The sequence below is a fragment of the Nostoc sp. ChiSLP03a genome (assembly GCF_034531215.2).
GTDB lineage: Bacteria > Cyanobacteriota > Cyanobacteriia > Cyanobacteriales > Nostocaceae > Nostoc.
The window spans coordinates 39999-52973 of the sequence record NZ_JAVRBQ020000129.1; the positions used below are offsets into that span (position 1 = coordinate 39999).

Genomic DNA, 12975 nt, shown 5'->3' on the forward strand with positions numbered 1-12975 from the left:
TAGTCTGAATCTCATCTACAAACTGAGCAACACCAAGATATTATGCGATTAACTAGGGGAGTGCAATTCCCAGAACTATTTTAACAATTATCAACTCCAAGACTTGTGCAAATTCCTCATTTTCCCGAAGCTAATCACCCACTGGTGAAGTCGCTGTTCCATCACAGTGACCATGAATTACTGACTCTGTTTCAGCGCTATCCAGATGCCGGAAAGTACTTTACGGTGATTTTTTGCCGTTATAGCCCCATAGTCTACACCTTAATTCGGCATTCGGCGCGATCGCCTGTGCAGGCAGATTATCTGTTTGCCCTTACCTGGCGACATATTTATTACGAACTCGGTGGACTCAAGTTAACTGACTCGGAATCAGGTGAGGAAGCTTTAACCATGCAGAATTGGTTAATTAATATGACAGCTTTCTGTATAAATGAGATTAAACTACCACCCACAGAAGCAATTCATTATTCTCTGCAAACGACTTCACCGCCGCTATGGTGCTATGTACAACAGGCATTAGACCAACTACCACCAATTTTACGACTAATTGTATTAATGGCTCAAACTTTCCACTGGAGTGAAACTAGAATCGCTGCTTATCTACAAGCCGAAGGAGAAGCGATCGCTCCTCATGAAGTAGCCAATTTTCTTCAAGAAGGCTATCGTATGCTAGAGGACAAATTGCCCACAGATATTCGTGCTATATACTTTGGAGAAGATTTAGCTCAATCAGAACTTAAGTAGAAATGCGTATATTAATTGTCTTCAATTTTAAAAATTAAAACTTTTTCTTAGACCTTCTACTTAAACCCGCAACTTTACGGGTAATTTTTATGAAACAACGGCTTGTATTTCCCTGCCAAAAGGTAGGCTTAATTTGTGTAGGTGCGATTTCTTCTCCCCAGGTACTTTTACACAGCTTTTTACTGTTTGCTTTTTTGCTGAGTCCTGTAGCGGGTGCGGTTGATATTTCCGAACAACTACATCGCCCTTTAAATAATTCCGTTGGGCGACAATCAAGAGATGAAGCAGACGGTTTGCTGCGTATTGGTCAACAAGAATACGCTTCAGGACATGCCGACAAAACAATTGCGTCTTGTTTGCGAGCATTAGAACTATATCATTCCATTGGCGACCTGAAAGCACAAGGTTTGACATACAATTTGCTTGCTAAGGCTTATGTGCAGCTTGGTAGTTCAAAAGAGGCAGAAGATGCTTTCAGAAGAGGATTAGCGATCGCTCGTGATACTAAAGACTTGCAATCTCAGATTTTTGTGCTGAATAATATCGGTACATTTCTGCTGCAAAAAGGCGAATTTGCTGCTGCTGGTGAAACAATTGAAGATGCACTCGCAATTGCTCACGGGGTGAAAAATATTGAAGGTGAAGGACTGTCTTTGAGTAATTTGGGCTTGGTAAGTACCAGGTTGGGAGATTATAACAAGGCGATTAAACTGTACGAAAATGCTTTAATTTTCCGCCGTCAGACTGGCGATGCCATCGGTGAAGCAAATACCTTGAATAATTTAGGAGACGCTTATTTAGGATCTGGAAATTATCAAGATACCATTGCTAGTTATGGTGAAGCAATGCGGACAGCTAAAACCAATCGCGATCGCACTAATCAATTACGGGCAATTGATGGTTTAGTTACGGCTCACACTGCTGTCGGACGTTACGAACGCGCCTTTGACTTACTAGAACAACGTTTAGCACTCGCTAAAGAATTACAAAATTTACACGAAGAATTAAAATCTTTTGAATCTTATGCTCAGTTATATAAGCAACAAGGTAACTACCTAACTGCCCGCAATTTTTACGAAAGGGCAATTATACTGGCGCGGACATTGCAAGACAGCAAGCAAGAAGTGCAATTGCGGGATCAATTAACTAAAATGCTTCAGCGAAAGTAGCAGTCAATTTAACACTACAAGGGCGGTTGGAAACCGCGTCTACACAGGCAAAATCCACTTATGTGATTTATAAAAGTAGCCGCGAATTACCTTCGCCCTAGCTCTAAATTAATTCAAGAACACTGAACCGTTTCGTTCAATTCTCATAGCACTTCTGCCTTGTGCTGCATTGGTAGCTTCCTTAAATGTGACTTCCAAGCTTCCTGGTTCTGAAGAAGCTTGTGGAGTCACTATTAACTGTCCGCTATCTTGTCGTTCAAATGTTACTGTTACTGGTGCTTTTAAAGCTTGCAGCGTTACATCTGACTTACCTTCTAGCGATCGCGGTGCCGTATCGCCAATCACTTGGAAAGTTATCTTAGCCGCAGTATTATTCACCAACCTGATATTAACCATACCATTAGTAAGTGCGATCGTCGCACTGGGGGTTTGCCGTGGTTCTACCAGTGGTTGTTGGTCATTGGAAACCGCAGGAGATGAAGGCTGTTGAGTTCGATCGCCAGGAACTGGGCGTGGTGGTACGGGAGAGCTTTGCCCTTCAGCCGGAGGAACTGGGCGAGGTGGCGTGACACCTGATTCTGGCGAACCGGGAGCTTGAGAGCGGTTGTAGGGTGGCTCGCTAAAAATACTGGGACTTGGGTTAACCTTAACAGTAGATTCTTGTGCTAATGCTTGAGGAATTGCTGGCAGACTTATTAGCAACCCCCCACAAAGAGCGCCAAATAACTTGCTAGACTGGCGAAAATTGTGATACTTCATATTCATTCTTGACTCCTAGAAAACTTCAATTTTTTTATTACAAAAATTTCTCTAGCCGGAAATTCAATTAGGTTTTAATCGGTGGTTGAGTACATCTAAATATTTAACCAACTACTTTATTTATCGCATCTAGCTAAAGATACGGAAATAATCTCAAAAATTTTGAAATATTTCATTCTCAAGATTTGAAATGTTAATCATTGTCATTAAATAGATTTTGATCGCAGTCAAATTCAAACTACTACGAGAAAATTTATTTTCTTGCTAATAATTAAAGTAAAATTGAAGAGAATAAAAATTTACATCTATCACAAGACATAAAAATATATTAATAAATTAATACTCAAGAGATATTGGCAAAGTGATAGTAAAAGTAGTGCCAATGCCTTGGGCACTTTCAACTTGAATATGACCGTGATGATGTTCGACAATAGCTTGAGCGATCGCTAATCCCAATCCTGAACCTGTAGCGCTGGCTGTAGCTGTATTCCCCGTCCTATGAGTACGTGCCGGATCTACTCGATAAAAGCGGTCAAACAAGCGTGGTAGCGCTTCGGCCGGAATTCCAACTCCGGTATCGCTCACCTTAACTTGCAACTGGGCACTGGTGTTACGTAGTCCAGAAACACGATTTATTCCTTCTATCCGCACCAATTCCACTTTCACTCGTCCACCTGCTGGAGTGTAATGCAAAGCGTTAGCAATTAAATTTGTGAACAGCCGCATCAATTGATCCCAATTACCTACAAGAGTAAACCAATTCTCCAGTAATTCGGGGTTAGTTTCAGAGATAGGAGGGTCAACTAACTTTAGAGAAAGAGCGATTTCTTTCTCAGGGATTAACAATTGTTGTTCTTCAACCACCTCTATTAGCAAAGCGTCCAACGGACAAGGTGAAAAAGTATCTTTGCTAATACCACTATCCTGTCGTGCTAGGAAGAGTAAGTCATTGACTAACTTACCCAAACGCTGCGTTAACCGTTCCACCACCTTTAACTGTTGTCGATATTGCAAAGAAGTAGTCGTTTCTGTCTCTGCTAAATCCAAGTCAGCAAGCGCAACTTGGACATTAGTTTGAATCAAAGTAATCGGACTTCTCAGTTCGTGGGAAGCATCAGCAGTGAATTGTTTAAGACGTTGATAAGATTCACCCACCGGTTCCATCGCTTTACCCGAAAGAAACCAACCACTTGCACCTACAGAAAGCAACATTAACCCAATACCTAATGCCAAATCAAAAATTAACTGGCGACTAGGTTTAGTAACTTCAAACCAAGGATGACTAACGCGCAGATATCCTAATACTTGGCGTTTCACTTCTACGCGTTGGGTGACTTGTCGTAATAAGAGTGGAGAGTTAGGAATTTTGAATTTTGAATTTTCACTCTCTGCTTTGAGTACGCGTACAGTTTCACCAGTGCGATTGACACGAATGGGAATATTTAGGGGTTCAGATAGCGTTGACCAAAGTAATTTACCAGTTGGACTAAACCATTCTAAATCAATGTGGTCATCTTCTACAGCGTCGGTATTATTACCAAAACTGGCTTCTACATTAATGCGAAATTTATCTGCATCAGTATTAATTGGCTCAAATATTAGTGTAGATGCACAACCACTGCTTGTGAGACAACGCTCTACTATTTCCACTACATGGTTAAGGGTGTCATCAATCCGCTCAATCAGTGTAGTACGAAAGTATAAATAAACGCCACTGGCAAACAGTAGCAGTAATACAGCAGTGACGGCAGTGTACCAAATTGCAAGACGGCGGCGAGTAGCTTGAAACATCTTATCACTTACTTTTTTTGACTAAATATTATCAGATTACGTCTTCAGAATAATTTTAAATTACTTTTAATTATCAACATTTTTTCAAAAAAAATACTGGTTAAATTATTGGCGATCGCATCAAATTTTAAATTAAAAAAGATTACTTTATCTGCAAAAATAATATGAATATAACTTTGATTCCTTTTGCTGAGAAGTTAAATAAAAAATTTAATATTTGTATGTGATGAGTTTCTACGTGTTTTATGCAACAAAAGGTAAGGGCTTTTAAAACCTAGTCTCTAGCCAGAAGTTATATCAATTTAAAAAAAGAATACGACAAATAGACCAATTGTAGAGACGCGATAAATCGCGTCTCTACCCAAGGATGTTAGGAACGAGCATCTAAAGAAGCGTTATTACGAATTACAAATGATAAGCTGCCCTTGCTTTAATTTGCACAACTAGGACGGGCAAGATGCCCACCTCACAAGAGATTTATTTTTTTGGAAGATGCAAATTAAAAGATTTTTAGCTTATTAAACCTCTACCAAAACGGCCTCGCGCAGCTTATCAATCACATCACTCAGATTACCTGTATTCAGGCGGTAACTCAGAGGATGAGCAATCAATCGCGCCGTGCTTTCATACAGACTAGCAATTTCAATCAAACCATTTTCGCGTAAAGTCCGCCCTGTAGAAACCAAATCTACGATCGCTTCTGACATTCCAGTAATCGGGCCTAGCTCTACTGAACCATACAATGGCACTATTTCCACAGGTAAATCCAGACTATGAAAATATTCACGAGCGCAATTGACATATTTTGAAGCAACTCTACCATGCGGTGGTAAATCTAAAGGCGATCGGTAAGCACTTGATTCTTTTACCGCCACTGACATCCGACAATGACCAAACTGCAAATCTACCAAGTGAGCAACTTGCGGCTGCTTCTCCCGCAGCACATCATAACCAACAACCCCTAGTTGTGCTTGACCATATTCCACATAAACGGGCACATCTTGCGCCCGCACCAGTAAAGCTTTTGCAACTCCCTTAGTATCAGGAATTTGAAGTTGGCGAGTTCCTGAATCTAAAAAAGCACTAAAATCTAATCCGACAGATTGTAGCAAGCGGATGCTATTTTTAAGTAGTTCCCCTTTTGGCAATGCAACAGTCAGCATTTTTTTTATTGGTATCCTTAGCGTCTTGGTAGTTGAATAATATTGAGAATATCTCTATATGCTTACCACAAGCAGCATGAGAATTTTATTAGTTGATGATGAAGTTGAACTAACTCAACCTTTGAGCCGCTTGTTAACTCGTGAAGGTTATGCCGTAGATGCAGTTTATGATGGGACATCTGGCAGCGAACTTGCACGGGTAGGCAGTTATGACCTACTTATTTTAGATTGGATGCTGCCAGGAAAAACGGGGTTAGAGATTTGTCAGGAATTGCGCCGCCAAAGCAAAACCACTCCCGTATTGTTCCTGACGGCTAAAGATACTCTTGATGACCGCGTACAAGGTTTAGATGCTGGTGCGGATGATTATTTGGTTAAACCTTTTGAACTGCGAGAGTTATTAGCAAGAGTCCGTGCTTTATTGCGTCGTTCCGGTACTCAAACTTATGAGACTACCAGCGGACGACTTACTGTCGCTGATTTAGAACTCGATTGTGAAAATCAAGTAGCCTATCGCCAAGGACGAATAATTGAGCTATCGCAAAAGGAAAGCCAGTTGTTGCAATACTTTATGGAACACACTGGACAACTTTTAACTCATGGCCAGATTATGCAAAATTTGTGGCAAGAAGAAGAACCTAGTAGTAATGTGATAGCGGCATTAATTCGTTTGCTGCGCCGTAAGATTGAGGTAGGTAAAGAAACTGCGCTGATTCACACAGTCTACGGCAAAGGCTATCGTTTTGGTGCTTCCTCAATGGAGTCAGTTACTAACGGATAAGCATTGGGAACGAAACAGGTTATGTTAGTAACAAACGGACAAGCTGTCGTTACTAACGAATAAGTGTTGGTAACAAAACAGGTTGTATTGGTAAGAATACATAAGTTGTCGTTACTAACGGATAAGCATTCGTAACAAAAAAGTCAAGACGTTTGGGACAGAAACCAAGTTGCACAATACTGGCTTTCAAATTCTTTGCTATACAGGGATTATGCTATAAAAATCATTGACAAAATGACTAGCAGCGACCCTGAGCTTGAGGCAATGGTGGCAAAAGCTTCAATCAATGCAGAAGTGGCACAGTTGATTTATGAAGCTAGAACAAAAGCAGGGTTAACACAGAAACAACTGGCTGAACTTGTTGGCACAAAACAGCCTGTGATTGCACGGCCGTTTTGAAAAAAATGGATAAAGTCGAGCTTAAGATATGCCCAAAAAATGATTAATTTGAAGTTGCAGTTTGTCTCTTAATTGTTGCGCTTGTTGATAAGCTGCTGCACGCCATTTCTTGGAGTGGTTGTCCAATTCTACTGGTTGCAAAGGGCTAATAAAGTAACGCAAACGAGTTCTCATTGCCCAAACTCCCATTGAGGGAAACAGAAGTAAGGCAAACATTAAAGGCGACAAAGGTAAGAATGGTAGTTTGACTAGTCGTTGTAACTTGGTGAAATTAACGGCCCAAGGATGCAGAGATTCACTGCCGATGCAAACTACTGGCAGAATGGGAATATGATAGCGATCGCTCAACTGAATAAAGCTCACATCAAACTTTTCTAGTTGATAGCGTCTTCTCCAACCTTTCAAAGGCCCGCGAACACCTTCGGGTGCATATAAAAGAATTTTACCTTGAGCAAGCGCCCCCTCAAAATCATCTAATTCGGCTCGCACACCACCTAAAACCTGCGACCATTGAGGTGGTAGCCACCAAATCATCCAAGGATGCTCAAATAATACTGGATTGGCGATGGGTTGCACTACCCATTCTTTGGCTTCACTTAATAAATAAGCCAAGGTTAAAAAGTCCCAAGGGAAACACATCCCGGCATGATTCATTGCCACAATCAATGGCCCTGTTGGCGGCAAGTTTTCAACTTGTTGCAACTCTCCCCGAAAATAGTATTTAACGATAGGGGCCAGAATTTCTTTGCCAAAAGCTTGTTGATATTTAGGAGCGAATTCACCAACTTCTTTTCGAGGTGAACGAAAACCCAAACGCAACCAGCGACTCAGCAACGCTAGATAAAATCCGCCAGGAATTAAAAATAATCCATATTCTAGCCAATTCCAACCATCTGGATCTGTGTGATAGTGCTGCCAATGGCGGTTGAATAAAATTAACCACCCTGGAGGATACCAAAGACAAAACCAATCAAACCAGTTAAATATATAGCCTTCATCTGGTGAATTTTCCTGTTGACTGTTTAATAAGTTTTCGGAGTGTTGATTAATCAAAACAGTTAAAGATGAGGATTAGGCAAAAGTTTTATCAATAGTGGATCGTAACTTTCTAATTTTTTGACTGGCATCTGACCATAGAAGTAAAACTAACTACATATTTTAGAATCTATTTTAGATTGACAACGTAGTTCGGTTGAATGCAGTACAAAAGTAGAGATAACAACATGTTTTACCATACAATTATCTGTACTAACCTTGGTGTAGCCTCTGTCTGCGACATGCTGTTCGGGTTCGTAGAGAAGTTGTAAACTGCTGTAGTTACTAAACTAGCGAGATAAAAAAGCTTTTATCAAGTACAAAATTAACTTTATATATAACAAATTAATTTAAATAGGAATCATGAAAGTGTGGCGCACTAGCAATTGTTTGGCTGTGTGCGATCACTAATAATTATTTAGTCAAATTGCCTTAGATAATACTATCTTGCTATCCCATACCAAGCAAAACTTAATGTTTATTTTAGATATACCTTCTACACTAAACACTAAGCCGTGAAGACGATAACTGAATTTTGATGTTTCGCCAAAAGATGAAATTGATAACGACTAATGATTATTTAAATTCTTCCTCAAGCTGGAGACGAATGGCGAGACATCTGTCTTACTCTTCCTACTATGGAACTAGAAAAGCCACTCAAAATTTCAGATTTTATCCGTCAACTTCGGCAGCAACTCGATCTCTCTCAAGAAAAGTTTGCAGCTAAGTTAGGAGTTTCTCTACGAACAATCAATCGTTGGGAGAACGGAGCTACAGTGCCTTCACAGATGGCACTAAAGCTGATTGAAGAAATGTTAGAGAAGATGGGCAAAGCAGACAAAAGACTAGCACACAAGTCTCTCCCAAAATCGGAGCAACGGGAGGACTCTTAAGATGATGGTGAAAGTACCTGAAAAATTTTTGATGATGCGTTCTCGGTTCATAGCTTTTAGTGTGATGATTCTGGCAGTCATGACGACAATGCTGTTGACAAAAGTATTATTGCCAGTTTTCGATCCGAGCATATTTACATTATTTTATGCTGTTGTGGCAGTTAGCGCCTGGTATGGTGGTATGAGACTGGGAGTGCTAGCGATCGCTTTATCTGTGACAACTGCGCTCTATTTTTTAATCGATCCAGTCTACTCCTTCGATTTCTTCAGCCTGAAAGTTCTGGTACGATTAACCACATTCTCACTAGTATCCTTCTTAATTACTGCGCTTTCTTCAGAGTTGCGAACTGCTAGACGCAAAGCAGAGACAAGCCTCAAATTGTTGCAAAATAGCGAAATGCGGTTTAGCCGATTGGCAGAATCCAACATCATTGGGGTAATCGTAACTAATATGAACAACGGCTGCATCATCGAAGCCAATGATGCTTTTCTGAAGATAATCGGCTATACGCGAGAAGATTTTTCTGCTAACCAAATAAACTGGCGCGAGATTACCCCACCTGAATATCTTCTTTTGAGCGAACGTTCGGTGGAAGAAGTAAAAACTACTGGAATATGTAAGCCTTTTGAGAAAGAATACATTCGTAAAGATGGCGATCGCATTCCGGTTCTGCTCGGTTCTGTAATGCTGGGAGACACTCAAGAAACAGTCATTGCCTTTGTCGTTGATTTGAGCGAACAGCAAGCTGCGCTACGCGAACGCAAACAAGCAGAAGCGGCATTACAGCAAGCCAATCAGCGGAACACACGCACTCTAGAAAACATGAGTGATGCATTTATGACTCTAGACCGAGATTGGCGAATCATCTACCAAAATGCCCAAGCAGAGCGAATTAACGGTAAACCCCGCACAGAGGTTATTGGTAAGTCGCACTGGGAGGAGTGGCCTATATCGTTAGGCACAAATTTAGAGCTAAATTACCGACGGGCGATGGCAGAGCAAATTCCCGTCCATTTCGAGTATCATTACTACTTACCATCCAAATATGACTTGTGGCTAGAGATTCACGCTTATCCCAGTGAAGATGGTCTTGACATTTTCTTCCAAGACATCACTGAACGCAAACAAGTAGAACGAACTTTGCGACAGAAAGAGGAGCGTCTAAGATTAGCGAACAAACGGTTTGAGTTAGCCGCATCTGCGGTCAATTGTCTGATTTATGACTGGAATATAGAACAAGATAGCGTTGAAAGAACTGATGGGTTAACTCGAATTTTGGGCTATTCTCTCGCAGAAGCTGAAGCAACTGGTAGTTGGTGGCGCGAGCTTGTCCATCCAGAGGATTTGCAATATGTACAAGAAGAGACGCGAGTTGCTTTGGCAAATAGCGATCGCTATGCTGCCGAATACCGAATTCGCAACAAAAACAATCAGTATATCTATGTATTAGATCGAGGAATAGTAGTGCAACGGGATGCTGATGGAAAGCCAGTACGTTTAGTTGGTAGCACTACAGATATCAGCAAACGCAAACAGGCAGAAGCAGCAATCCAAGCAAGTGAGGAACGGCTCAGGAGTTTTGTGAAAGCTAATATAGTTGGCATTCTCTTTGGTGATGTGAATGGTAGCATCACTGAAGCCAACGACGAGTTTTTGCGAATTGTCGGCTATACCCAAGAGGATATCCAAGCAGGTAGATTAAGCTGGGCTGATATCACGCCATCTGAGTATCAATATTTAGATGAACTAGCTATTGCCGAAGCAATAGCGAAGGGAACCTGTACTCCTTATGAGAAGGAATTTATTCGCAAAGATGGTTCCAGCGTCCCAGTTGTAGTTGGCTACTCCCTTTTAGGAGAATCTCGGCATAAATCAATCGCATTCATTCTGGATATTAGCGATCTCAAACAAGCTAAAAAAGCACTGAGTCAGAGCCAAGAGCAATTTCAAGCTTTTATGGATAATATTCCCGCCGCCGCATGGATTACGAATGCATACGGACGCGTACTTTACCTCAGTCCAACTTATTTGAGCACATTCAATGTAGCAACAAATAAGGCGATCGATAAAAACATTTTTGACTTATACCCAGTCCAAATTGCTCAACCCCTCCTCGATAACATTAGAATAGTTGCCGAAAGGAATCAGGTTGTTCAAACGATTGAGTCTGCCCCACGCACAGATGGCACCCTTGGCGAATTTTTTGTTTATAAGTTTCCCATTGCCGATGTTTCTGGTCAACGCTTGGTAGGAGGGGTTGCAATTGACATTACCGAACGCGAACGCGCCCTTCGCGAACGTCAGCTTGCAGAACAAGCCTTACAAGAACGCAGTGAAAGACTTAAACTGCTTTCAGAAACGACCAGTGATTTGCTTTCAACCGAGCGCCCTTTGGATCTAATGAACAGCTTGTTTAGCAAACTCTCGGCGCAAATGGATTTGCACTGTTACTTTCACTATTTAATCGATACACACGAAAATAAGCAGAAACTTCGGTTAGTAGCTTGGAACGGCATTACTGATGAAGTATTTCAAGCAATTGAATACCTGGAATTTAATCAAGGGATATGCGGACTAGTGGTGCAAGAACGCCGTCAAATCGTCGTCAATAATGTACCGCACTCTACCCATCCCCATGCCAATATCCTCCATGCTTTAGGAATTACAGCCTATGCAGGTCAACCGTTAATTGCTCAAGGAAAGCTGCTTGGTGTCCTCTGCTTTGCCAGTCGCACCCGTACCAATTTCACTTCTGGGGAAATAGCTTTATTACAAGCAACTTCCGATCAGGTGGCGGTTGCTCTGGAACGCGCTCAGTTAATGGCTTCGTTACAGCGACGGAAAGAAGAATTAATCCAAGCTAATCGAATCAAAGATGAGTTTTTGGCAGTGCTTTCCCACGAACTTCGCACGCCGCTAAACCCGATTTTGGGATGGTCGAAATTACTACAAACGAAAAAGTATGATGAAGAAACCACTACTCGCGCTCTCGAAACCATTGAGCGCAATGCCAAGCTGCAAACCCAATTAATCGAAGATTTACTGGATGTCTCTCGCATTCTCCAAGGTAAGCTGAGTCTGAATATTGCTCATGTGAATTTAGAAACTGCGATCGCCGCAGCAATAGAAACTGTACGTCTAGCCGCTGAAGCCAAATCTATCGATTTGCGATTTACGATTTTAGATTTTGGATTAGACAATTCTCAAATAAATTTAGAGTCTATCGATTTTAATCAGCAACCTGACAATTTAAGATGCCAAACTTCAAATTCTAAATTTTTAGTCAGAGGTGATTCCAGTCGCTTGCAGCAAGTTATCTGGAATCTAGTTTCCAATGCTATTAAGTTTACACCCCAAGGTGGAAAGATAGAAATCAGTTTAGAGTCTGTTGGTTCTCAAGTTCAATTGCGAGTCAGTGATACAGGTAAGGGAATTAGCCCTGACTTTTTACCATTCGTCTTTGACTACTTTCGACAAGCTGATGGCGCAACCACTAGAAAATTTGGCGGACTGGGCTTAGGATTAGCTATTGTTCGTCATATTGTCGAGCTACATGGCGGCACAGTTAAAGCAGAAAGTTTGGGTGAAGAACAGGGAGCAACCTTTACAGTTATGCTACCGTTAATCGAGGTCGATCTAAATAGCCATCAGATTGCCTCTCAAACTGATGATTTGCCCAATTTCAAAGGGTTGAAAGTTCTGCTTGTGGATGATGAGCGAGATACACGAGAGTTAATTGCCTTCATTTTGGAGCAGTCTGGCGCGGTAGTAATCCAGGCTGCATCTGCAATGGAAGCACTACGAATTATGCCTCAGTTCCAGCCAAATCTGCTGTTGAGCGACATTGGAATGCCAGAATTAGACGGCTATATGCTGATTCGTCAAATTAGAGCTATGTCTCCAGAACTTGGAGGGGAAATTCCCGCGATCGCCCTTACAGCTTATGCTGGTGAGGTTGATTATCAACAGGCAATTGCCGCCGGATTTGGGCAGCATATCACCAAACCAGTGGAGCCAGCTAAATTACTTCGTGCGATCGCTAACCTAATTTATAGTTGTAGCAATTGTTAATTGAGAGACTCCATAATTTTGTATTTATCCCTCTTCTGTCACTTTCCAGGTATTCTGAATAAAAGAATAAAAAAAGAAAACCCTGAAAGATAAGTAGGGCAATGGATGTAGAATTACAAATCCTCAAGCATTTGGCGAGAGACGCTCACCCAACAGTTGCGATCGTAGA

10 protein-coding genes are annotated in these 12975 nt (G+C 41.3%); 6 read left to right on the forward strand and 4 right to left on the reverse strand.

Annotated features, from left to right (window positions below):
* Positions 1-105: 105 nt before the first annotated feature.
* Positions 106-744: a sigma-70 family RNA polymerase sigma factor gene (locus RMY32_RS21400; RefSeq protein ID WP_322691324.1), complete on the forward strand. Its 639-nt coding sequence runs from the start codon at positions 106-108 to the stop codon at positions 742-744.
* Positions 745-833: 89 nt separating this feature from the next.
* Entirely contained in the window at positions 834-1913 is a 1080-nt protein-coding gene (locus RMY32_RS21405; protein ID WP_322713355.1) for a tetratricopeptide repeat protein, read from the forward strand.
* Positions 1914-2021: 108 nt separating this feature from the next.
* On the opposite strand, the gene RMY32_RS21410 is transcribed toward RMY32_RS21405, so the two are convergent.
* From RMY32_RS21410 to hisG, 3 genes are all read right to left on the reverse strand, one after another.
* A complete protein-coding gene (locus tag RMY32_RS21410) occupies positions 2022-2672 on the reverse strand; it encodes a hypothetical protein (RefSeq protein ID WP_322713356.1) in 651 nt (216 codons plus the stop codon).
* Positions 2673-3008: 336 nt separating this feature from the next.
* Positions 3009-4463 carry a sensor histidine kinase gene (locus tag RMY32_RS21415; protein WP_322713357.1) on the reverse strand — a complete coding sequence of 485 codons (1455 nt, stop codon included), beginning with the start codon at positions 4461-4463 and terminating at the stop codon, positions 3009-3011.
* Positions 4464-4981: 518 nt separating this feature from the next.
* Positions 4982-5626, reverse strand: coding sequence for an ATP phosphoribosyltransferase (gene hisG / locus RMY32_RS21420; RefSeq protein WP_322713358.1), 645 nt, complete (start codon positions 5624-5626; stop codon positions 4982-4984).
* A 76-nt stretch (positions 5627-5702) separates the two neighbouring features.
* On the opposite strand from hisG, the gene rppA reads away from it, so the two are divergent.
* On the forward strand, positions 5703-6407 hold the full coding sequence (gene rppA / locus RMY32_RS21425) for a two-component system response regulator RppA (RefSeq protein ID WP_322713365.1): 705 nt from the start codon (positions 5703-5705) through the stop codon (positions 6405-6407).
* A gap of 234 nt (positions 6408-6641) precedes the next feature.
* The gene (locus tag RMY32_RS21430; protein ID WP_322713359.1) at positions 6642-6806 is read left to right on the forward strand and encodes a helix-turn-helix transcriptional regulator; all 165 of its coding nucleotides are present in this window, start codon (positions 6642-6644) and stop codon (positions 6804-6806) included.
* A gap of 21 nt (positions 6807-6827) precedes the next feature.
* On the opposite strand, the gene RMY32_RS21435 is transcribed toward RMY32_RS21430, so the two are convergent.
* Positions 6828-7859, reverse strand: coding sequence for a lysophospholipid acyltransferase family protein (locus tag RMY32_RS21435; RefSeq protein ID WP_322713360.1), 1032 nt, complete (start codon positions 7857-7859; stop codon positions 6828-6830).
* Between the two features lie 620 nt (positions 7860-8479).
* On the opposite strand from RMY32_RS21435, the gene RMY32_RS21440 reads away from it, so the two are divergent.
* Both RMY32_RS21440 and RMY32_RS21445 read left to right on the forward strand, forming a co-directional pair.
* Positions 8480-8734 carry a helix-turn-helix transcriptional regulator gene (locus RMY32_RS21440; RefSeq protein ID WP_322713361.1) on the forward strand — a complete coding sequence of 85 codons (255 nt, stop codon included), beginning with the start codon at positions 8480-8482 and terminating at the stop codon, positions 8732-8734.
* Position 8735: 1 nt separating this feature from the next.
* Complete coding sequence (locus tag RMY32_RS21445) at positions 8736-12806, forward strand: PAS domain S-box protein (protein WP_322713362.1); 4071 nt, start codon at positions 8736-8738, stop codon at positions 12804-12806.
* The last annotated feature ends 169 nt before the right edge of the window (positions 12807-12975 follow it).